This is a genomic window from Ectopseudomonas toyotomiensis, assembly GCF_900115695.1.
GTDB classification, from domain to species: Bacteria; Pseudomonadota; Gammaproteobacteria; order Pseudomonadales; family Pseudomonadaceae; genus Aquipseudomonas; species Aquipseudomonas toyotomiensis.
This window is the reverse complement of record NZ_FOXK01000001.1, coordinates 426050-447365: the sequence shown is the minus strand read 5'-3', so window position 1 is coordinate 447365 and position 21316 is coordinate 426050. Positions and strand designations below refer to the sequence as shown.

Annotated in this window: 17 protein-coding genes; 10 read left to right on the top strand and 7 right to left on the bottom strand. The window is 64.2% G+C overall.

From position 1 onward, the window contains the following. The first annotated feature begins 45 nt into the window (after positions 1–45). From BM186_RS02210 to BM186_RS02170, 9 genes are all read left to right on the top strand, one after another. Positions 46–831, top strand: coding sequence for an oxygen-binding di-iron domain-containing protein (locus BM186_RS02210; protein WP_074913374.1), 786 nt, complete (start codon positions 46–48; stop codon positions 829–831). Between the two features lie 83 nt (positions 832–914). Continuing rightward, positions 915–2033, top strand: a complete 1119-nt coding sequence (locus BM186_RS02205) for a serine hydrolase domain-containing protein (RefSeq protein WP_074913372.1) — start codon at positions 915–917, stop codon at positions 2031–2033. Further along, complete coding sequence (locus BM186_RS02200) at positions 2030–2350, top strand: amidase (RefSeq protein WP_074913370.1); 321 nt, start codon at positions 2030–2032, stop codon at positions 2348–2350. The genes BM186_RS02205 and BM186_RS02200 overlap by 4 nt, the downstream gene beginning before the upstream one ends. A gap of 129 nt (positions 2351–2479) precedes the next feature. Beyond that, positions 2480–3052 carry a YceI family protein gene (locus tag BM186_RS02195; protein ID WP_074913367.1) on the top strand — a complete coding sequence of 191 codons (573 nt, stop codon included), beginning with the start codon at positions 2480–2482 and terminating at the stop codon, positions 3050–3052. Positions 3053–3054: 2 nt separating this feature from the next. Beyond that, positions 3055–4209: a phospholipase D-like domain-containing protein gene (locus tag BM186_RS02190; protein ID WP_074913365.1), complete on the top strand. Its 1155-nt coding sequence runs from the start codon at positions 3055–3057 to the stop codon at positions 4207–4209. 186 nt (positions 4210–4395) lie between these two features. Beyond that, a complete protein-coding gene (locus BM186_RS02185; protein WP_074913363.1) occupies positions 4396–5412 on the top strand; it encodes an alpha/beta fold hydrolase in 1017 nt (338 codons plus the stop codon). Positions 5413–5776: 364 nt separating this feature from the next. Further along, the gene (locus BM186_RS02180) at positions 5777–7570 is read left to right on the top strand and encodes a DUF1302 domain-containing protein (protein ID WP_074913361.1); all 1794 of its coding nucleotides are present in this window, start codon (positions 5777–5779) and stop codon (positions 7568–7570) included. A 27-nt stretch (positions 7571–7597) separates the two neighbouring features. Beyond that, positions 7598–8965, top strand: coding sequence for a DUF1329 domain-containing protein (locus BM186_RS02175; RefSeq protein ID WP_072423740.1), 1368 nt, complete (start codon positions 7598–7600; stop codon positions 8963–8965). 170 nt (positions 8966–9135) lie between these two features. Beyond that, entirely contained in the window at positions 9136–11742 is a 2607-nt protein-coding gene (locus tag BM186_RS02170) for a LuxR C-terminal-related transcriptional regulator (protein ID WP_074913359.1), read from the top strand. A 289-nt stretch (positions 11743–12031) separates the two neighbouring features. Here the strand turns inward: BM186_RS02170 and BM186_RS02165 are convergent, their stop codons facing one another. From BM186_RS02165 to BM186_RS02150, 4 genes are all read right to left on the bottom strand, one after another. Next, complete coding sequence (locus BM186_RS02165) at positions 12032–13375, bottom strand: short-chain fatty acid transporter (RefSeq protein ID WP_074913357.1); 1344 nt, start codon at positions 13373–13375, stop codon at positions 12032–12034. Between the two features lie 221 nt (positions 13376–13596). Next, on the bottom strand, positions 13597–14775 hold the full coding sequence (locus tag BM186_RS02160) for an acetyl-CoA C-acetyltransferase (RefSeq protein WP_074913355.1): 1179 nt from the start codon (positions 14773–14775) through the stop codon (positions 13597–13599). 130 nt (positions 14776–14905) lie between these two features. Continuing rightward, entirely contained in the window at positions 14906–15562 is a 657-nt protein-coding gene (locus BM186_RS02155) for a CoA transferase subunit B (RefSeq protein WP_074913343.1), read from the bottom strand. A gap of 11 nt (positions 15563–15573) precedes the next feature. Further along, entirely contained in the window at positions 15574–16272 is a 699-nt protein-coding gene (locus BM186_RS02150; protein ID WP_072422889.1) for a CoA transferase subunit A, read from the bottom strand. 123 nt (positions 16273–16395) lie between these two features. Between BM186_RS02150 and BM186_RS02145 the strand changes: the two genes are divergently transcribed. Next, positions 16396–17280 carry a LysR family transcriptional regulator gene (locus BM186_RS02145; RefSeq protein WP_074913341.1) on the top strand — a complete coding sequence of 295 codons (885 nt, stop codon included), beginning with the start codon at positions 16396–16398 and terminating at the stop codon, positions 17278–17280. Positions 17281–17333: 53 nt separating this feature from the next. On the opposite strand, the gene BM186_RS02140 is transcribed toward BM186_RS02145, so the two are convergent. From BM186_RS02140 to BM186_RS02130, 3 genes are all read right to left on the bottom strand, one after another. Beyond that, complete coding sequence (locus tag BM186_RS02140) at positions 17334–17927, bottom strand: nucleotidyltransferase family protein (protein WP_074913339.1); 594 nt, start codon at positions 17925–17927, stop codon at positions 17334–17336. A 2-nt stretch (positions 17928–17929) separates the two neighbouring features. Then, entirely contained in the window at positions 17930–20128 is a 2199-nt protein-coding gene (locus tag BM186_RS02135) for an OsmC domain/YcaO domain-containing protein (protein WP_074913337.1), read from the bottom strand. A gap of 129 nt (positions 20129–20257) precedes the next feature. After that, the gene (locus BM186_RS02130; RefSeq protein ID WP_021488248.1) at positions 20258–21190 is read right to left on the bottom strand and encodes a LysR family transcriptional regulator; all 933 of its coding nucleotides are present in this window, start codon (positions 21188–21190) and stop codon (positions 20258–20260) included. Between the last annotated feature and the right edge of the window lie 126 nt (positions 21191–21316).

Genomic DNA, 21316 nt, shown 5'->3' with positions numbered 1-21316 from the left:
GGTCGTGCACTTAAGGTTGCCTCGCGAATCATCCAAGAGGTTTCCATGCGCCGCGAGCCCATCGTGCTGTTCGATAACGGCAGCCACCAATGCCTGATGTTCGATGACCTGGTCAGCGGCGAAGGCGTGCAATCCAACCAGTTTCTGATCACCGACAACGAGCAGTATCTGCTGCTCGATCCGGGTGGTGATCTGACCTACACGCCGCTGTCGCTGGAACTGTCCAAGCACATTCCGGTGCAGGACCTGACCTACATCTTTGCCTCGCACCAGGACCCGGACATCATCGCCTCGCTGGACAAGTGGCTGTTGCACACCCGCGCGCGGGTGATCTGCTCCAAGCTGTGGGCGCGTTTTCTGCCGCACCTGACCGCCAACTACCTGGTGCTGAGCCGTGGCATCAACACCTTCGATCGCATCATCGCGCTGCCCGATCGTGGCCAGAGCATCCCGCTGGGCAAATGCACGCTCAAGGCCGTGCCGGCGCACTTTCTTCACTCGGTGGGCAACTTCCAGGTCTATGACCCGGTGAGCAAGATCCTTTTCTCCGGTGACATGGGGGCCTCGATGGTCGACGACGCTTCGCCGGTGCGCGACTTCGTCAACCACGTACCGAACATGGAAGGCTTCCATCGCCGCTATATGGCCGGTAACAAGGCCTGTCGCCTATGGGCGGCGATGGTGCGGCAGATGGATGTGGAAATGATTGTGCCGCAGCACGGCCGGCCCTTCGTCGGCGCGGAAATGATCAGCGCATTTCTCTACTGGATCGAGAACCTGGAATGCGGTCTCGACCTGATGGGGCCTGAGGATTACCAACTGCCCAAATGAGGGGCGCAGATGGCGGTTCCGTCGCTTCAAGCCGTCATCATGGCCATGCTAGGGTGCGCCACGATTTCTGATCGAGGCCGCCCATGCCTATTTCCTTGCTTCGTCGACTGAGCCTGGCGCTCGGTTTCAGCCTGGCTGCCAGCACCGCCCAGGCGCAGAACTGGCCGCAACCCGACTGGCAGAGCCAACCCCGCGTCGAGAGCGCCGCGTTGGCCGAGCTCGAACAGTATGCCTTTCCGGAACGCGATGACGTCGAACGCACGGGCGTGCGTACCGATGCGCTGCTGGTGATACGCGACGGGCAGATCGTTTACGAGCGCTACGCCGAACCAACCACGGCGCGGACCGCGCACCTGACCTGGTCGATGGCCAAGAGCCTGCTCGCCACCACCCTCGGCGTCGCTTACGGCGAGGGGCGCTTCAAGCTCGATGCACCGGCCGCGCAGTACTACCCGGCGATGGCCGAGCATCCGCAGATCAAGATCGGTCACTTGCTCAACTGGGCCTCGGGCCTGGCCTGGGAAGAGGATTACGAGTATGCGCCGCTGAAATCCTCGGTGGTGGCCATGCTCTACACCCGCGGCCGCACCGACATGGCGGCCTTCACCGCCGAGCATGCGGCGGACGCCGCGCCGGGCACGCGCTTTCGTTATTCCAGTGGCGACAGCAACGTGCTGGCTGCCGCGTTGCGCGGCATGGTCGGCGAGCAGTCTTACGCTGACTATCCCTGGACAGCGCTGTTCGAGCCGCTGGGTATCACCAGCGCGACCTGGGAGCGCGATGCCAGCGGCACCTTCGTCGCGTCGTCCTATGCCTACCTGAGCGCGCGCGACCTGGCCCGTGTCGGCCTGCTGATGCAGCGCGGCGGTCGCTGGGGCGAGCGCCAGTTGCTGCCGACTGCCTGGGTCGACTTCGTATCCGCGCCTTTCGCTGGCTACCAGCCGCAGTTGGCCAAGCCGGGTGATGCCGTGCCAGGCGGGCATTGGTGGCTCAACGCCGAACTGCCAGGCAGCACGCGGCCCTGGCCGGATGCACCGGCCGATACCATCGCTGCGCTCGGGCATTGGGGGCAGGGGCTGTACGTGATGCCACAAGAAAACCTGCTGGTGGTGCGTTACGCCGATGACCGCGACGGCAGCTTCCAGCACAACGAGATGCTTAAACGCGTGCGTGCGGCCTTCGCCGAAGAGGTGCAGCCATGATTCGTCGTCATCCGATCCGCAGCGCGCTGGTGCTACTGTTGGTCCTGCTGCTGGCCTGGGCCTGGCCTAATCGCGCCCATCTGGCCGCCTTCCCCGACATCATCGGCGCCTATACGGCCAAGGAGTACTGCTCCTGCCGCTACGTCAGCGGCAACCCGGCGGCCTACTGTGAAGGCTATGTGAAGCAGTATGTGCCGATCAGCAGCGTGCTCGATGACGAAGGCGCCAAACGCGTCACCGCCACCGGGCTGGGCCGTACTCACAGCGCGGCCTGGCTGGGCGAGCGGCAGGGTTGTCAGTTGTTGCCGAGCAAGTAGGGCGGGTGAAACCCGCCACCTCGGAAGCGGTGGGTTGCACCCACCCTACGGTGCTGTGGGCGCCGGGCTTTGCAAGGCTCGCGCTGGCGACTATCGTTGCCGCCTGGTCATGCCGTTTTTCGAGTTCTCATGCGCCGTTCGCTTCTCGCCCTGTTGCTTGCCGCTGCCTTGCCCGTTCACGCCGACTGGTATTTGGACAACGAGTCCTCGCGGCTGTCGTTCATCTCCACCCATTCCGGCAGTCAGTCGGAGGTGCATCGCTTTCTCACCCTGCACGGGCAGATCGCGGCCGATGGTCGCGCGCGCCTGCGCGTGGATCTTGACTCGCTGAGCACCGGTATCCCGCTGCGTGACGAGCGCCTGCGCACCATGCTGTTCGATACTTCACGTCTGCCCGAGGCGCGCATCAGCGCACAGGTCAACCTGCCGCAACTCACCGACCTGGCACCCGGGGCGCAGCTGGAGTTGCGCTTGCCCCTGCAACTGACCCTCAACGAGCGCACGCGCGAGCTGCACAGCGAACTGCTGGTGACGCGGCTGGATGATCGCCGCTTCCAGGTGGTGACCCTGGCGCCGCTGGTGCTGCACGCCGAAGATTTCGCCCTGGCCAGCGGCGTCGAGGCGCTGCGTAAAATCGCCGAACTGCCAGCCATCAGCCTGTCGGTGCCGGTGGGCGCCGTGCTGATCTTCACGGCGCGTTGAGCGTGCATGCGCGCGGCAGCATCTTTCCCTGGCGAGGCGGCAATCGCTTCGAATTGCTGCTGGACGGGCCGGTGTTTTTCCCGCGTATGCTGGCAGCCATCGAGGGCGCCCAGCAGCAGGTGGAAATCGAGCTTTACCTGATCGAGGACGGCAGCTGCAGCGAGCGTCTGGTCGACGCGCTGTGCCGAGCGGCTGAGCGTGGGGTGAGGGTACGTGGTTTGTTCGATGCCTACGGTGCGGCAGGCCTGGGCATCGCGTTACGTGAGCGCATGCAGACCGCCGGTGTGCAACTGCGCTGGTACAACCCGGTGCGCTGGCGGCGGGGTATCCGCAACTTTCATCGCGATCACCGCAAGCTGCTGCTGGTGGACCAGCGCCTGGCCTATGTTGGCGGCACCGGCTCCACTGATGAGTTCTGGCTGCCAGACGAGCTTCGGAGTCCCTGGCACGAAGCCATGGTGGAAATCGAAGGGCCGCTGGTGGGCGACTGGCAGCAGCTGTTCGAGCAACTGTGGCTGGCGCGCTTTTCCTGGCGCCCGAGTTATCAGCCGATACCGCTGAGCCTGCCTGAATGCCCGCCAGCCGGCGTTGGTCTGGGGCGCGTGGCCTATGCCGATGCGGCGCAGCATCGCGACATTCTGCTGTCGCTGTTGCGCGCGCTGAAGGGCGCCAAGCAGCGCGTCTGGCTGGCCACTCCTTATTTCCTGCCGACCTGGAAAATCCGCCGCGCCCTGCGCCGCGCTGCGGCGCGCGGTGTCGAGGTGCGCCTGCTGCTGGCCGGGCGCAACACTGATCATCCGCCGGTGCGTTTTGCCGGGCAGCGCTACTACCCCAAGTTGCTCAGGGCCGGGGTGCGCATCTTCGAATACCAGCCACGTTTTCTGCACCTGAAGATGGTGCTGGTGGACGATTGGGTCAGCGTCGGCTCGTGCAACTTCGACCACTGGAACCTGCGTTTCAACCTCGACGCCAATGTCGAGGCGCTGGACCCGGATTTTACCCGGGCAGTGACGGCCAGCTTCATCGAGGACTTTGGCGTCAGCCGCGAGATCACCCTCGATGATTGGCACCAGCGCCCCTGGTGGCGCCGAGCGCAACAGCGCCTGTGGGGCTGGCTGGACCGGCTGGCGGTGAATCTACTCGATCGCTGGCGCTGAACGCCTGAGCGATCCGCTCGGAGCCATGAGCAACGCTGAAAGGCTCTATCTCAAGGTTTTCGGTCATATCCTGCAATGCATTGCTGCCTTAGCGGTGGAGGTCGGTTGCTATAGTCGATCGCTTCTTTACGCCTGCGTCTGGTCGTAGCGGGCGTTCAGCATTGAACCCGATACAGGAATGCGCCCGTGACGAAAACCCTGCTCATCGCGACACTTTCCGCCAGCCTTCTTCCCCTCTCCGCGCTCCAGGCTTCGCCGCAAGCCGGGTATGGCCCTCAGTTGGAAGGTTTCGAGTACCCCCACCCGATCCAGCGCTTCGAATTCAGTTCGCAGCAGCAGGATCTGTCGATGGGCTTCATGGACGTGAAGCCAGCCGGCCAGGCCAATGGCCGCACGGCGGTGTTGCTGCATGGCAAGAATTTCTGCGGCGCCACCTGGGAGGCGACCATCAAGGCGCTGAGCGATGCCGGCTACCGCGTGATCGCGCCGGATCAGATCGGTTTCTGCAGCTCGAGCAAGCCGCGTGGCTATCAGTTCAGCTTCGGCCAACTGGCCAGCAATACTGACGCGCTGCTGGAGTCGCTGGGTGTGGAGAAGGCTACGGTGATCGGTCATTCAATGGGCGGCATGCTGGCCGCGCGTTATGCCCTGAGCCATGCCTCGCGCGTCGAGAAACTGGTGTTGGTCAACCCTATCGGTCTGGAGGACTGGCAGGCGGAGGGCGTGCCCTACATGACGGTCGACCAGCTCTACGAAGGTGAGTTGAAGACCTCCTACGACGGCATCAAGAACTACCAGCTGAAGTTCTACTACAACGGTGTGTGGAAGCCCGAGTACGACCGCTGGGTGGACATGCTCAACGGCATGTACAGCGGGCCGGGCAAGGAGATCGTCGCCTGGAACCAGGCGCAGACGGCAGAGATGCTGTTCACTCAGCCGGTGGTGCATGAGTTCACCAATATCAAGGCTCCGACCCTGTTGCTGATCGGTGGTAAGGATCGCACCGCGCCGGGCGCCAGCCGCGCGCCTGCCGATGTCGCCGAGCGCCTTGGCAACTACCCGGAACTGGGGCGCAAGACCGCCGAGGCGATCCCCGACGCGAAGCTGGTGGAGTGGCCGGAGCTGGGCCATTCGCCGCAGGTCGAAGCGCCGGTGCTGTTCCATAAGGTCCTGTTGCGCGAACTGGCGGTCAGCAGCAACTGATCGACCAGGCAGAGCCCGATTCCGGGCTCTGTCGATGGCGATCGGATTAGGCGCTCCCGGCGGCTTTCGTTACGGCCCTGCTTGGTCGCGGAGCTGTCCGGGCTTCGCGGCCCTTGTTCGCGGTGGTGCGCCGCTCCTACAGTTCAGAGCCGTGGCGCATTGGGCAGCACGGTCTGCCGATAAATAGTTCCCCACCTTCCTGATACCCCGTCATTCAGCAGGCTGAGTGGCGCGGCCTGCGCCCCGCGCCAGGGCGCCATTCATCCTTTCGGGCGACAGATGAAATCCCTCCTTGGTGCGCTTATCCGAGGTGTGGTCGCTGCGTAGGGTTCCCTGCAGTTGCACCCCACTTCAGGAGACCCGCATGACAAGAACAACAGGGCCCGGACTATTCCAGCCGCACACCTTGGCTTTGGCCGTCGCCGTCGGTTTTGTCGCACCGGCACAGGCCGTCAACTTCAACATCGGTGAGATCGAAGGGCAGTTCGACAGCTCGCTGTCGGTCGGCGCCAGCTGGTCGATGCGCAGTCCGGATCGCGATCTGATCGGCCCCAACAACGGCGGCCAGGGCCAGGCGCAGACTGGTGACGATGGGCGCTTGAATTTCAAGAAGGGCGAGACCTTCTCGAAGATCTTCAAGGGCATCCACGATCTCGAGCTGAAGTACCGTGATACCGGCGTGTTCGTGCGCGGCAAGTACTGGTATGACTTCGAACTCAAGGATGAAAGTCGCCTGTTCAAGGATATCGACGACAGCAATCGCAAGGAGGGCGCCAAGTCTTCGGGGGCGGAAATTCTCGATGCCTTCCTCTACCACAACTACGCCATTGGTGATCTGCCTGGCACGGTGCGGGTCGGCAAGCAGGTGGTGAGCTGGGGCGAGAGCACCTTCATCGGCAACAGCATCAACGCCATCAACCCGATCGACGTGGCCGCCTTCCGCCGCCCAGGTGCGGAGATCAAGGAGGGTCTGATTCCGGTGAACATGCTCTACCTGTCGCAGAGCCTGACCGATCAGTTGAGCATGGAGGCCTTCTACCAGTTGGAGTGGGACCAGACCATCATCGACAACTGCGGCACCTTCTTCTCCACCGCCGATGTGGCCGCCGATGGCTGCGACAACGGCTACCACATCGGCTCGCCGGCCATCGCGCCGTTGCAGCCGGTTGCCGCCGCGTTCGGGCAGGGCTTTCGCGTCGACAGCGAAGGGGTGATCCTGCCGCGTGCCGGCGATCGTGATGCGCGTGATAGCGGCCAATGGGGCCTGGCCCTGCGCTGGCTCGGTGATGAAACCGAGTACGGCGCCTACTTCATGAACTACCACAGCCGCACGCCCATCGTCAGCACGCAGAACGCCGGCCTGGCGACCCTGGCCGCACTGCCGGGGATCATTGGCACCGCCGAAGGCATTGTGCCGGGCAGTGGGGCTGGCCTGGCGCAGAGCGTGATGCTCGGCAACGGTCGTTACTACCTCGAGTACCCGGAAGACATCCGTCTCTACGGCATGAGCTTCTCTACTACCTTGCCTACTGGCACGGCCTGGGCGGGTGAGGTGAGCTACCGGCCGAACCTGCCGCTGCAGATCAACACCACCGACATGACCCTGAGCCTGCTCAATCCCATCGCTCCCGGCACCGCGCCGGTCGCGGCCGGCCCAGGGCAGGACAACGTCGGCTACCGGCGCAAGGAAGTCACCCAGGTACAGACCACCTTCACCCATTTCTTCGATCAGGTGATGGGCGCCGGGCGCTTCACCCTGGTGGGCGAAATCGGCATGGCCCATGTCGGTGGGCTGGAGAGCCGTGAAGACCTGCGCTACGGCCGCGATTCGCTGTTTGGTGCCTACGGATTCCGTGGCGACACTCACGGCTTCGTCACCAGCACCTCCTGGGGCTACCGGGTGCGCGGTATCTGGGAGTACAGCAACGTGTTCGCCGGGGTGAACCTCAAGCCGAACGTCTCCTGGTCGCATGACGTCGACGGCTATGGCCCCAACGGCCTGTTCAACGAGGGTGCCAAGGCGGTGAGTTTCGGGGTCGATGCCGACTACCGCAACACCTATACAGCCAGCCTCTCGTACACCGACTTCTTCGGTGGCGAGTACAACACCGCGGTCGACCGCGACTTCCTGGCGCTCAGCTTCGGCGTGAGCTTCTAGGCCAACAGGATCAGTTGAGGAATGCAGATGAATACAACCCTGAAGATGCTCGGCGCGCTGTCCCTGAGCCTGCTGGCCAGCGGTGTGCTGGCCGCGGTCAGCGAGCAGGAAGCAGCCAAGCTCGGTACCAGTTTGACCCCGCTGGGCGGCGAGATGGCCGGCAACGCAGCCGGCACCATCCCCGCCTGGACGGGCGGTCTGGCCAGCAATGCCGGGCAGGTCGATGCACGCGGTTTTCTCAGTGACCCTTTCGCTGGCGAGCAGCCGCTGTTCACCATCACCGCGCAGAACCTGGAGCAGTACCGCGACCAGTTGTCCGCCGGGCAACTGGCGATGTTCGCGCGCTATCCGGAAAGCTATCGCATGCCGGTGTACCCGACGCACCGCAGCACGGTGGTGCCGGATGCGATCAACGCTGCGGCCAAAACCAGCGCGCTGAAGACCGGCCTGCGTGATGGCGGCAACGGTCTGACCGGCTTCACCGACAGCCGCTATTACGCCTTCCCGATTCCGCAGAACGGCCTTGAGGTGGTGTGGAACCACATCACCCGTTACCGCGGTGGCAACCTCAAGCGCAGCATCGTGCAGGCCTCGCCGCAGACCAACGGCTCCTACACCCTGGTGAACTTCGAGGATGAAGTAGCCTTCCCGGACAACATCCCAGATATCGATCCGGCCAAGGCGGAAAACGCACTGCTGTTCTTCAAGCAGCGAGTCACCGCGCCGGCGCGTCTGGCCGGCAACGTGCTGCTGGTGCACGACTCGCTCGACCAGGTGGCCGAGCCGCGCATGGCCTGGCTGTACAACGCCGGTCAGCGTCGCGTACGGCGTGCACCGCAGGTGGCCTATGATGGCCCGGGCACCGCGTCGGACGGTCTGCGTACTTCGGACAACTTCGACATGTTCAACGGCGCCCCGGATCGCTACGACTGGAAGCTGGTGGGCAAGCGCGAGCTGTTCATCCCCTACAACAACTACCGCCTGGCGCTGCCGAGCGTGAAGTACGCCGACATCCTCAAGGCCGGGCACATCAACCAGGACCTGACCCGCTACGAGCTGCACCGTGTGTGGGAAGTGGAGGCGACGCTGAAGTCCGGTGAGCGCAACATCTACGCCAAGCGCCGCTTCTATGTCGACGAGGACTCCTGGCAGATCGCCCTGTCCGAGCACTATGACGGTCGCGGCCAGCTCTGGCGTGTCGGCGAGGCCATGCTGCTGCAGCACTACGCGCAGAAGATCCCGGTCTACGCCCTGGAAGCGCTGTACGACGTCATCGCCGGTCGCTATGTCGCCGTCGGCATGGCCAACGAGGAGAAGATGTCGATCCAGTACGGCACCCAGGCCTCGGCCAAGGACTTCACTCCGGCAGCCCTGCGTAACGCTGGCGTGCGCTGAGCACTAAGCAACTTGAAGCAAGCCGGTGTCGCCTTGTGCGTCGCCGGCTTTTTTCTGTGCGCCTCTTTCACGTGAATCTCGCGCCATAAGCGCCAAGGGGTGGTCGCACGCGGTGAGCGGGGTACCATCGTCTGGTGGTTCAACAATGACAAGCAGAGAGAACCGCTGCCATGCCTACCCTTGCCATCGCCCGTCCGAGTGCGTTGCAGGTGCAACCTGCCGATCTACCGCGATTGCCACCCTGTGTGGTTTCCCGTCCAGCCTTGCTGCAGCGCCTGCTCGCCAGCGAGTCGCGACTGCGCTTGCTGTGCGCGCCTGCCGGTACCGGCAAGAGTGTGCTGCTCGGCCAATGCGCACGCCACACACCAGCCGCCGTCGAGCGTGTATGGCTCGATCTCGGTGGCCGCAGCCTGACGCCGACGCAGCTGTGCAAGCGACTGGCCGCAGCCATGCAGTTGCCGTTCGACGATGGCGGTGAAGCGGGGCTGATCGATCGGCTGCATGAGCGCGCGGGGCGCTTGTGGATCTTTATCGACGACTACCCGCGACAGACTGACGATGAGCTCGATGCCTGCCTCGACCGGTTGTTCGCTGCGGCGCCGCAGCAGGTTACCTGGTGGGTCGCCAGTCGCCGCACACCGGCCTGGAACCTGCCGCGTCTGTTGCTGCAGGGCGATTTGCTGGAGCTCAAGGGCGAAGAGCTGGCGCTGGATGACGCGGCACTGAATGAACTGTTGGCGGCGCTGCAGGTGACGCTGGCGCAAGACGTGCGGCAGGCTCTGCTGGACAGCAGCGAAGGCTGGCTGGCGGCGATTCGTCTGCTGCTGCTCGACGTCGACGAGGATGCGCTACGTCAGCGTTTGCAGGCTGGTTGCCCGCTGCTGCGCGATTACGTACAGCGTGAGGTGCTGGCCGATCTGGACGAAGAGCTGCGCAGCGATCTGCATGCACTGGCCTTGTTGCCGCGTTTTTCCCGGTCGCTCTGCGAGCATCTGCTGGAGGGCCCAGGCAGTGAGCTGCTCGGCGAACTGCAACGACGACAGCTGTTCGTGCGCAGTCTCGACAGCAGCGGCACCTGGTTCCGCCTGTGGCGACCGCTGGCCGAGGTATTGCGTCTTCTGCCGGATGCGCCGGCGCCGGCCCCGATCCATGTGCGCGCCTGCCAGTGGTTCGCTCAGCACGGCGATATTCGCGAGGCCGTCGAACACGCCCTGCTGGCAGGGCAGGTCGAGGTCGCGGTCAACTACCTGCAACGGTTCAGCCAGGAGCAATTGCTGCAGGGGCACTCTGTCGCGCAGTTCCTGCAATGGCGCGAAGAACTGCCGGCCTGGCTGTTTGCCAGCTCGCCGCGGTTGATCGTGCTGCAGGCCTGGGCCCTGATTATCTGTGCCCGTTTCGATGAAGCGGCCGACTGCATCCAGGGCTTGGCGCATTTCATGCCGCAACCGGATGAGCGCCGCCAGCGCAAACTGATCGCCCATTGGCAGGCATTGACGGGCGTGTTGGCGCGCCAGTGCGGGCGCCGCGATGCCCGGATGCACTGCGAACAGGCCCTGCAGATGCTGGACGAGGGCAGCTGGTCGCAGCGCGTGCTCTGTTACCAGGCGCTGGCCCAGCAGCATATGGCCGAACATGCGCTGGACCAGGCCAAGCAGGCGCTGGATCAGGGCCTGCGCCTGGCAAGGCTCAATGGCAGTCTGATTTTCGAGGCTTTGCTCAATACCGATCACTGCCTGCTGCTGCAGATGCGTGGCGAGGCCGGGCGCGCCGCGGAACTCACCGAACAGTCCCTGGCGCTGCTAAGCGAACGCTTCAACCATAGCCCGGTGGTCGCTCGCCTGCTGTTGGTGCGGGCCAGCCTGCTGGCCCGCCAGGGCCTCGACGATGCTGCGCAGCAGGCATATCGGCTGGGGCTGCAGGAGGCCGAGCACTGCGAGGATGCCTACATCATTTCCGGCTACCTCGGCATGCTGGAACTGGCGGAAAGCCGTGGCGATCTGGACGAGGCGCATCAGTGGTTGCAGCGGGCCGAGCGGACGATGCAGTGGTCGCATGTGCCGGAGGTGCGTTACCGCTGTGTGCTGCAGTTACAGGCCGGCCGCCTGCTGCTGCGTCAGGGGCAGACCGGGCGTGCGCGTGAGCTGTTCGCCCAGACCCTGCAGCAGTTGCAGCAACGCCAGCAACTGGCGCCTTCCGAGTTCTACGATCTGTTGCCGCGCTTGCGTCGTTACCTGGCGCTGAGCGACCTGCTGCTAGGCCACCACGCCGCCGCTGAGCATGCTCTGCGCCTGCTGCTGGAGGAATGCCAGCTCGCCGGGCATCGCAGCCTGGCCTGCGAATGTCGAGTCAGTCTGGCCGAAGTGCTGCTCATGCAGGACGAGGTGGAGCAGGCAGATAACCTGTTGCAGCAGGCGCTTGGTGAGGCGCGACAGCTGCGCCTGCTGCGGCCATTGCAGGAGCTGCAACAGCGTCAGGCGCAGTGGCTCGAGCGCCTGTTGCCGAGTGAGGCTGGGCAGAGCCTGCATCAGCGCCTGTTCGATCCGGCGCCGCGCTTGGATGAGCCGGCCAGTGCCGGTACTGCGCTACTCAGCTCGAGGGAGCTGGCGGTGCTGCAGTTGATCGCGCAGGGTTGTTCCAATCAGGAAATCGCCGATCGTCTGTTCATCTCGCTGCACACGGTCAAGACCCATGCGCGGCGGATCAACGTCAAACTCGGCGTGCAAAGACGCACCCAGGCGGTGGCCATGGCCAAGGCGCAGGGACTGATGGGGGATTGAGTTAGGCACAGCTTGCTGCGCGTCGGCGCTGCTGCGTTAGAAGCAAGCTCGCAATGCTCATGTACAAAAGTACAGTCGCCCGCGACTCCGACCGTTGCTCACCTCCTTCTGCCTTGCATCGCTCTAGCTCGCGAGGCTTCACAGGAAGTTGATCGCGAGAGGGTAAAAAAGGTGAACGTTCGGCCAGTAGGGTGGGCCGGGCGGCGATCCGCTTTAGCCCACCTGGGTTAGTCAGCGTGGGTTGAAGCGGATCCCCGCCCAGCCCACCCTGCAAGGCCTCGCTGCCCGGTCAGCCGAGGAAGTAGAACGCGCCGCAGATCACTACGCCCGAGTACAGCAGCATGATCAGGCAGTAGCCCATGATGTCGCGTGCACCGAGGCCGACGATACCGAGCAGCGGCAGTGCCCAGAACGGCTGGATCATGTTGGTCCAGGCGTCGCCCCAGGCAATCGCCATGGCGGTGACGGTCGGCGAGACGCCCAGTGCCTGAGCAGCCGGCAGCATGATCGGGCCTTGCACGGCCCACTGGCCACCACCGGACGGCACGAAGACGTTGACCACACCAGCGCTGAGGAAGGCCAGGAGCGGGAAGGTGTCAGCCGAGGACCAGGAGATGAACGCTTCGGTGATCTGCCTGCCAAGGGAGATGCCGTCGGCGTTGGCGCCCATCATCATGCCCATGATCCCGGCGTAGAAGGGGAACAGCAGGACGATGCCGCCGATGCCGCGCACGCTCTCGTCCACCGCGCGCATGTAGCGCTCCGGGGTGCCGTGCATCAGCAGACCGCTGAACAGGAAGATGGCGATGACCACGTCGAGGCCAAGCACGAAGCCCTTGGTGGCGAAGTGGTTGAACAGGTAGATACCGGCCATGGCCACCAGTGCCAGACCGAGGATACGGCTGTCGTCCAGGCGCTGCGCCGGGGTTTCACGAGCCGGCAGCTCTGCACGCGATTCCACCAGTTTGGCCGGGTCGGCGACCTTGGCGCCCTGACGCGGGTGCATGGCGCGGTTGAGCAGCGGCAGGCCGATGAACAGCAGGGCCACAATGGTCAGGTTCAACGGGCTGAACAGGGTCTCGGTGATGCTCACCGGATCGGTTAGCACGCCTGCGGTGATGCGCGCCAGATCCGGGCCGCCGGTGGCCATGGACAGCGGAATCGAGCCGGCCAGACCGCCGTGCCAGACCAGGAATCCCGAGTAGGCCGAGGCCACCAGCAGCGGGTAGTCGACGCCATCGACCTTGCGTGCCAAGGCGCGGGCGAACACCGCGCCGATCACCAGGCCGAAGCCCCAGTTGACCCAGCAACCGACCAGCGCCACCAGGGTGACCATGATGATCGCCTGACCGGGTGTGCGTGCCAGTCCGGCCAGACGGTCGAGTTGGCGATTGATGATCGGTGCGCTGGCCAGGGCGTGGCCGGTGACGAAGATCAGCGACATCTGCATGGCGAAGCCGAGCAGCGTCCAGAAACCGCCGCTCCAGTGCTGCACCATGGCCGGTAGCGATTGGCCGGTAGAGAAGATACCAGCCAGTAGAACTCCCAGGGTCAGGAGCGCAGAGAACACGAACGGTGAGGGCAGGTACTTCTGTACCAGGCTCACGCTCATGCGGGTGAGGGTGTTGAACATGGGGTGATGCCTCTTTCTTATGGTTGTGTAAGGGCTTTAACCAGGCATTCGAGGTTGGTTACGCCTCTGATTTGCACTGGATACTACAAAGCCCGGCCGAGGCCGAGCTGGTTGGTGTAGCCCGGAGGTAATCCGGGCTACGGTGATTCAGCTTGTAGGGTGGATGTCGCTTCTTACATCCAGCACAGCGGTGAAGCGCAATCCACCTGACGTGATCCTCATTAGCGCTCGATGGCCAGTGCCACGCCCTGGCCACCGCCAATGCACAGAGTCGCCAGGCCTTTCTTCGCGTCGCGACGGATCATCTCGTGCAGCAGGGTCACCAGCACGCGGCAGCCCGAGGCACCGATGGGATGGCCAAGGGCGATGGCGCCGCCGTTGACATTGACCTTGTCTGCATCCCAGCCCAACTCCTGGCCGACCGACAGCGCCTGGGCCGCGAAGGCCTCGTTGGCCTCGATCAGGTCCAGATCGGCCAGGCTCCAGCCAGCCTTGTCCAGGCAACGGCGGGTGGCGGAAACCGGGGCGATGCCCATGATCGCCGGGTCGACACCGGCGTTGGCATAGCCTTTGATCTTCGCCAGCACGGGCAGACCCAGTGCCTGCGCCTTGGCTGCGCTCATCAGCAGCACCGCAGCGGCGCCGTCGTTGAGGCTGGAGGCGTTGCCGGCGGTAACGCTGCCGTCTTTCTTGAATGCGGGTTTGAGCTTGGCCAGGGATTCGGCGGTGGTGCCGGCACGCGGCTGCTCGTCACGGGCGAAGGCGACGGGGTCACCCTTGCGCTGCGGGATCAGCACTGGAGTGATCTCGGCGTCGAAGCGACCGGCTTCGATGGCAGCCACGGCCTTCTGCTGCGACTCGGCGGCGAAGGCGTCCTGGGCTTCACGGCTGATGCCGTATTTCTCCACCAGGTTCTCGGCAGTGATGCCCATGTGGTAGTCGTTGAAGGCGTCCCACAGGCCGTCGACGATCATGCTGTCGAGCATCTGTGCATGACCCATGCGCAGGCCGGTGCGCGCCTTGGGCAGCACGTAGGGGGCCAGGCTCATGTTCTCCATGCCGCCGGCGATGATGACCTCGGCGTCGCCACAGCGAATGGCCTGGGTGGCCAGGTGCAGGGCCTTGAGGCCCGAGCCGCAGACCTTGTTCAGGGTCATGGCCGGTACGGCATGGGGCAGGCCGGCGCGGATGGCGGCCTGGCGTGCGGTGTTCTGGCCGGAGCCTGCGGTAAGTACCTGGCCGAGGATGACTTCATCGACCTGGGCCGCGTCGAGGCCGGTCTGTTCCAGCAGGCGCTTGATGACGATGGCGCCGAGCTCCGGCGCGGGAATATCGGCCAGGCTGCCCTGGAAGCTGCCGATGGCGGTGCGGGTTGCGGCAACGATGACGACGTCTTGCATGGGGAATCCTCTTGGCGCGGTAGGGCGGAAAAAGCTTCGCGGATGAATCCGCTCCTACAGTGTGTAGGACATAGCTAAAAAACGTTCCGTAGGCGCCGTGCGTGGTGGCGCCTACAGAACGGTAGACAACTTAGAAGCTCATTTCCGGTACGTGTTCGGGAACGATCAGCTTGCCGGCGGTCTTGGCGACGATTTCCTCGACGCTGACGCCCGGTGCGCGCTCGCGCAGGATGAAGGCGTTGTCTTCGATCTCCAGGTAGGCCAGGTCGGTCAGCACCTTGCGAATGCAGCCACAGCCGGTCAGCGGCAGGCTGCAATGCTCCAACAGCTTGGATTCGCCGTCCTTGGAGGCATGGGTCATGGTGACGATGATGTTATCGGCGCCGGCCACCAGGTCCATGGCGCCGCCCATGCCCTTGACCAGCTTGCCGGGGATCATCCAGGAGGCGATGTTGCCGCGCACGTCCACCTCGAAGGCGCCGAGCACTGTCAGGTCGACATGGCCGCCACGGATCATGGCGAAGGACTGCGACGAGTCGAAGATCGCCGCGCCCTTGATCGCGGTGACGGTCTGCTTGCCGGCGTTGATCATGTCGGCGTCCACTTCGTCTTCGGTGGGGAAGGCGCCCATGCCGAGCAGGCCGTTCTCCGACTGCAGCATCACCTGCATGCCCTCGGGCACGTAGTTGGCCACCAGGGTAGGGATGCCGATGCCGAGGTTGACGTAGAAGCCGTCCCGCAGCTCGCGGGCGACGCGCTGGGCCATCTGTTCACGGGTAAGAGCCATGGTCTTTCTCCTCAGGCGCGCAGCGTGCGTTTTTCGATGCGTTTCTCGAAGCTGCCGCAGATCAGCCGGTCGACGTAGATGCCGGGCGTGTGAATCTGCGTCGGGTCGAGTTCACCGGGCTCGACGATCTCCTCGACCTCGACCACGGTGATGCGCCCGGCGGTGGCGACCACCGGGTTGAAGTTCTGCGCGGTGTGGCGGTAGACCACGTTGCCGAAGTGGTCGGCCTTCCAGCCTTTTACGATGGCGAAGTCGCCGGTGATGGCCGGCTCGAGGATGTAGTGGCGGCCGTTGATCTCGCGCGCCTCCTTGCCTTCGGCAACCGGGGTGCCGTAGCCGGTGGCAGTGAAGAAAGCGGGGATACCGGCGCCGCCGGCGCGAAGCTTCTCGGCCAGGGTGCCTTGCGGGGTCAGTTCGACTTCCAGCTCGCCGGAGAGCAGTTGCTGCTCGAACAGGGCGTTCTCGCCGACATAAGAGGCGACCATCTTGCGGATCTGCCGGTCCTCCAGCAGCACGCCGAGGCCGAAACCATCGACGCCGCAATTGTTGGACACCACGGTCAGATCGCGCACGCCACGACGGCGGATCTCTGCAATCAGATTCTCGGGGATGCCGCACAGGCCGAAACCGCCGGCCAGTACGGTCATGCCGTCCTGCAGGCCGTGCAGGGCTTCTTCATAGCTGCCGACGCGTTTGTCGAGTCCGCTCATTCGAGGCTGCCTCTCTTTTGTCGTTATGGGGCAGGAGCACTGCCAGGCTGCGGTCAAGCTTCAGTGCTGCGAGCTTATTTGTTAAGTTTGTTTTTCCTCTTGATTGATCAGGTAAATAAATCAATGACCGTCAAGCAGCTACGCGCCTTTCTCGCCGTGGCGCAAAGCCTGAGCTTCGCCCAGGCCTGCGAGCGCCTGCATCTGTCGCAGCCGGCGCTGAGCCTGGCGATCAAGAACCTGGAGCAATCGCTCGGTGGCCAGTTGCTGGTGCGCACCACCCGCAGCGTGGCGCTGACGCCCGAGGGCGAGACGCTGCTGCCGATTGCCGTGCGCTTGCTGGCCGACTGGGACAACGCCGAGGACCTGCTGCGCCAGCACTTCACTTTGCAGATGGGCAAGGTGGCGGTAGCGGCCATGCCGTCGTTCGCCGGCAACCGCCTGCCGGCGGCGCTACGCGCCTTTCGTGACGCCTACCCACGGGTCAACGTGGCGGTGCACGACGTGATCAACGAACAGGTGATGGAGATGGTGCGCGACGGTCGCGTCGAGCTGGGCATCGCCTTCGAGCCGGCGACCCTCGATGGCCTGCAGTTCACCCCGCTGTACGAGGACCGTTTCGTTGCCGTGGTGCCGGCAGCCAGCAATCTTGCCGACCACGAAGCGCTGACCTGGGCACAGTTGCTGGAGCAGCCCTTCATCACCCTGCAACGCCCCTCGGCGGTACGCCTGCTGCTGGAAGACAGCGTCACCGCGCGTCACGGCAAGCTGCCGGTGGCGTTCGAGAGCCACCAGTTGGTCACGGTCGGCCGTATGGTTGCCGAAGGCCTTGGCGTCAGCGCCGTACCGCAACTGTGCCGGCAGCAGATGGAAGAGCTCGGCGCGTGCTGCCTGCCGCTCAGCGAGCCACAGGTGTCGCGCCGCGTCGGCCTGCTGCACCAGGCTGGGCGCCAGTTGTCCAGTGCGGCGCAGGCCTTGAGTGAGGTGTTGTTGCGCCAGACTGGGCAGTAGGGCGGGTGAAACCCGCCACCTGAGTTGTGGCAAGTTGCACCCGCCCTACGAATCTAGAGCTGAATCAGGTCTGCCGGGGTGTCGATGTCCTGCAGCACGCCCGGGTCGTCCAGCTCGACGATATGCAGCGCCTCGGCGTTGTGCTGAAGCACGGCCTTGGCACCGGCGTCGCCGCCGAGCGTTGCCAGCTGCGGCCAGAAATCGCGGCCGAACACTACCGGATGGCCGCGTTTGTCTTGATGGCTGGGCAACACGATGCGGTTTGAGGCGGCGCAGGCCATCAGCGCCTCGAGGCTGTGGCGGTGAATCGACGGCATATCGGCGAGAAAGATCGCCACGGAATCAGCGTCGGATTCGACCAGCAGTCGCTCGGCGCCTGCGGCCAGGCTGTGGCCCATGCCCTGGGCCGTTAGCGGATGCTGGACGAGCTTGATGCTGGCGGGTAATCCCAGCTCCGTGATGGACTCGTCCGGGCGCAGCACCAGCCAGACTTCTTCGAGCATCGAACAGGGCAGTGCCAGGCTGGCTGCCAGCAGCGAACGGCCGTCGCCGAGCACAAGCCGGCGCTTGTCGGCACCGAAACGGCGGCTGTACCCGGCCGCCAGCATCAGCGCGGCGACGGCCTGGGCAGGGCGCTCGCTGGCCATGCTCAGCCGGCCAGGCCCGCTGCTTTGGCCCGCGCCGCGTGCAGTTTCTTGTAGCTGTCGATCAGGCGCAGGTGCTTGTCCAGGCCTTCGAGTTTCATGCTGGTCGGCGTCAGGCCATGGAAGCGCACGCTGCCGTTTACTGAGCCGATCACCGCGTCCATGCGCTCGTTGCCGAACATGCGCCGCAGGTTGTGTTCGTAGTCGGTCAGCTCCAGCTCATCGTCCAGCTGGATTTCCAGCACGGCGTTGACCGCCTGGTAGAACAGGCCGCGTTCGACGGTGTTGTCGTTGTACTGCAGGAAGGCCTCGACCAGCTCCTTGGCGTCGTCGTATTTCTTCAGCGCCAGGTTGATCAACAGCTTCAGCTCGAGGATGGTCAGTTGGCCCCACACCGTGTTGTCGTCGAACTCGATGCCGATCAGCGTGGTGATGTCGGTGTAGTCGTCGACCTCGGTGTTGTTGAGGTTGCGCAGCAGCGACTTCAGTTCGCGGTCGCTCAGGGCGTGCAGGTTGAGGATGTCCTTGCGGAACAGCAGCGCCTTGTTGGTGTTGTCCCAGATCAGATCCTCGACCGGGTAGATCTCCGAATAACCCGGCACCAGGATGCGGCAGGCGTTGGCGCCGAGGTCGTCATAGGTGGCCACGTAGACTTCCTTGCCCATGTCCTCGAGGATGCCGAACAGGGTTGCGGCTTCCTGCTCGTTGGAGTCGCTGCCCTCGCCGGAGAAATCCCACTCGACGAATTCGAAATCCGGCGTGGCGCCGAAGAAGCGCCAGGACACCACGCCGCTGGAGTCGATGAAGTGCTCGACGAAGTTGTTCGGCTCGGTCAGCGCCAGGCTGTCGAAGGTCGGCTGCGGCAGGTCGTTGAGCCCTTCGAAGCTGCGGCCCTGGAGCAGTTCGGTGAGGCTGCGCTCCAGCGCCACTTCCAGGCTCGGGTGCGCGCCGAAGGAGGCGAATACGCCGCCGGTGCGCGGGTTCATCAGGGTCACGCACATCACTGGGAATTCACCACCGAGCGAGGCATCTTTGACCAGTACCGGAAAGCCTTGCTCCTCCAGGCCCTGGATGCCGGCGACGATGGTCGGGTACCTGGCCAGCACGTCCTGCGGCACATCCGGCAGGCACAGCTCGTTCTCCAGAATCTCGCGCTTGACCGCGCGCTCGAAGATTTCCGACAGGCACTGCACCTGGGCCTCACTAAGGGTGTTGCCGGCGCTCATGCCGTTGGACAGGTACAGGTTCTCGATCAGGTTGGAGGGGAAGTACACCGTCTCGCCATCGCTGCGGCGCACGAAGGGTAGCGAGCAGATACCGCGCGCGGTGTTGCCCGAGTTGGTGTCGAACAGGTGCGAGGCGCGCAGCTCGCCGTCCGGATCGAAGATGGCCCGGCAGTGCTTGTCGAGGATTTCTTCGGGCAGCGCATCCTTCGGGCCCGGCTTGAACCAGCGCTCGTTGGGGTAGTGGACGAACTCGGCATTGGCGATGTCCTCGCCCCAGAACTGGTCGTTGTAGAAGAAGTTGCAGTTCAGCCGCTCGATGAACTCGCCCAGGGCCGAGGCCAGAGCGCTTTCCTTGCTCGCACCCTTGCCGTTGGTGAAGCACAGGTTCGACTGCGCATCGCGAATGTGCAACGACCAGACGTTGGGCACGATGTTGCGCCAGGAGGCGATCTCGATCTTCATCCCCAGCTCGGCGAGGATGCCCGACATATTGGCGATGGTCTGCTCCAGCGGCAGGTCCTTGCCAGGGATGTAGGTGGTGGTGTCACTCACCGGCATCAGCAGCGCCTGGGCATCGGCATCGAGGTTGTCGACTTCCTCGATGATGAACTCGGGGCCTTGCTGCACCACCTTCTTCACCGTGCAGCGGTCGATCGAGCGCAGGATGCCCTGGCGATCCTTCTCGGAAATGTCTGCCGGCAGCTCGACCTGGATCTTGAAAATCTGCGCGTAGCGATTCTCCGGATCGACGATGTTGTTCTGCGACAGGCGGATGTTCTCGGTGGGAATGTCGCGCGTCTGGCAGTACAGCTTGACGAAGTACGCCGCGCAAAGCGCCGAGGAGGCCAGGAAGTAGTCGAACGGCCCCGGTGCCGAACCGTCGCCCTTGTAGCGGATCGGCTGATCGGCGATCACCGTGAAGTCATCGAACTTGGCTTCGAGGCGAAGGTTGTCGAGAAAGTTGACCTTGATTTCCATGAGGCAATACCAGCGAGCGAAACAAAATGGCCGCCATTATCCGGGTTTTCGGCGGCCTGTCTTGCTTGGCGGCTGGGTACGAAGGCGCACCGGACCGGCGGCGGGTGCGACGCCGGCCCTGGCGATAGCTCAGCTTTCGAGTTCGGCGGGATTGCTGGTGCCGATGGAGGTGTAGCTCGGCCATTGCCGCAACAGGGTTTCGACGAACTGTTCGGCCGCCGGCGACAGTGAAGAGCCGCGACGGCGCACCAGACCCAGGGTACGGCTGATTACCGGGTCGACCAGCGGGCGACTGACCAGGATCGGATGATCCTCGGCCGGCATCGCCAGGCTGGGGAGGGCGGCGATGCCCAGGCCGGCCTCGACCATGCCCAGCGATGTCGAAAGATGCTGCACCTCGTAGAACCAGCTCGGGCGCCAGTCGAGATGGGCCAGTCCGTGATCGAGCAGCACGCGGTTGCCACTGAGGCGGCCGACGCCGATCAGGCGGTAGTCGCTGAGCTCGCGCCAGGCCACTTCCGGCTGCTTGGCCAGGGGATGATCACGCCGGCAGGCGAGCACGAAAGGCTCGTTGACCAGCGGCGTGAAGTCGATTTCTGCGCTCTGCCCGCTCTGCATGTTGATGCCGAAATCCGCCTCGCCACGGATCACCGCCTCCAGCCCCTCGTGGGCGCTGAGGTCGAGAATACGGATGCGGATCTTCGGGTACTGCAGGTTGAAGGCGCGGATCACCGTCGGCAGGAAGTAGAAGGCAGCCGTCGGGATGCAGGCGAGGGTGACCTGGCCGGACTGGCGCTCGGCCAGTTCGCGGATGCCGAGGATCGAGCGCTCGAAGTCGTCCAGCAGGCGCTGCGCCTTGGGCAGAAAATCCCGGCCCACGGCTGTCAGGCTGACGCGGCGCGTGGTGCGGTCCAGCAACTGGATACCGAGGCTCTCTTCCAGCTTCTGCATGCGCCGGGTCAGTGCCGGCTGCGACAGATGAATGGCGTTGGCGGCCTCGTGAAAGTTGCCGAACTCGGCGATTTTCACGAAAGCGCGGATGTCTTGCAGTTCGTAATTCATGCGCTTTGGTTATCAGTCGTGTGTATTTTTGTTTAAAAGTTACCAATGAACCCTAGTCTTTCGGCCCGGAACTGGCAAGTGAGGAAACTCTCGCATGCATTAATGCGCTAAATGGAATAAATATAG

What these genes read in the sequence shown, in the direction of transcription:
- BM186_RS02140 (WP_074913339.1), bottom strand. Translation starts at nt 17,927, where the DNA reads ATGGCCAGCGAGCGCCCTGCCCAGGCCGTCGCCGCGCTGATGCTGGCG.
- BM186_RS02135 (WP_074913337.1), bottom strand. Translation starts at nt 20,128, where the DNA reads ATGGAAATCAAGGTCAACTTTCTCGACAACCTTCGCCTCGAAGCCAAG.
- BM186_RS02195 (WP_074913367.1), top strand. Translation starts at nt 2,480, where the DNA reads ATGCGCCGTTCGCTTCTCGCCCTGTTGCTTGCCGCTGCCTTGCCCGTT.
- BM186_RS02180 (WP_074913361.1), top strand. Translation starts at nt 5,777, where the DNA reads ATGACAAGAACAACAGGGCCCGGACTATTCCAGCCGCACACCTTGGCT.
- BM186_RS02150 (WP_072422889.1), bottom strand. Translation starts at nt 16,272, where the DNA reads ATGAGCGGACTCGACAAACGCGTCGGCAGCTATGAAGAAGCCCTGCAC.
- BM186_RS02205 (WP_074913372.1), top strand. Translation starts at nt 915, where the DNA reads ATGCCTATTTCCTTGCTTCGTCGACTGAGCCTGGCGCTCGGTTTCAGC.
- BM186_RS02145 (WP_074913341.1), top strand. Translation starts at nt 16,396, where the DNA reads ATGACCGTCAAGCAGCTACGCGCCTTTCTCGCCGTGGCGCAAAGCCTG.
- BM186_RS02160 (WP_074913355.1), bottom strand. Translation starts at nt 14,775, where the DNA reads ATGCAAGACGTCGTCATCGTTGCCGCAACCCGCACCGCCATCGGCAGC.
- BM186_RS02165 (WP_074913357.1), bottom strand. Translation starts at nt 13,375, where the DNA reads ATGTTCAACACCCTCACCCGCATGAGCGTGAGCCTGGTACAGAAGTAC.
- BM186_RS02130 (WP_021488248.1), bottom strand. Translation starts at nt 21,190, where the DNA reads ATGAATTACGAACTGCAAGACATCCGCGCTTTCGTGAAAATCGCCGAG.
- BM186_RS02210 (WP_074913374.1), top strand. Translation starts at nt 46, where the DNA reads ATGCGCCGCGAGCCCATCGTGCTGTTCGATAACGGCAGCCACCAATGC.
- BM186_RS02170 (WP_074913359.1), top strand. Translation starts at nt 9,136, where the DNA reads ATGCCTACCCTTGCCATCGCCCGTCCGAGTGCGTTGCAGGTGCAACCT.
- BM186_RS02200 (WP_074913370.1), top strand. Translation starts at nt 2,030, where the DNA reads ATGATTCGTCGTCATCCGATCCGCAGCGCGCTGGTGCTACTGTTGGTC.
- BM186_RS02175 (WP_072423740.1), top strand. Translation starts at nt 7,598, where the DNA reads ATGAATACAACCCTGAAGATGCTCGGCGCGCTGTCCCTGAGCCTGCTG.
- BM186_RS02155 (WP_074913343.1), bottom strand. Translation starts at nt 15,562, where the DNA reads ATGGCTCTTACCCGTGAACAGATGGCCCAGCGCGTCGCCCGCGAGCTG.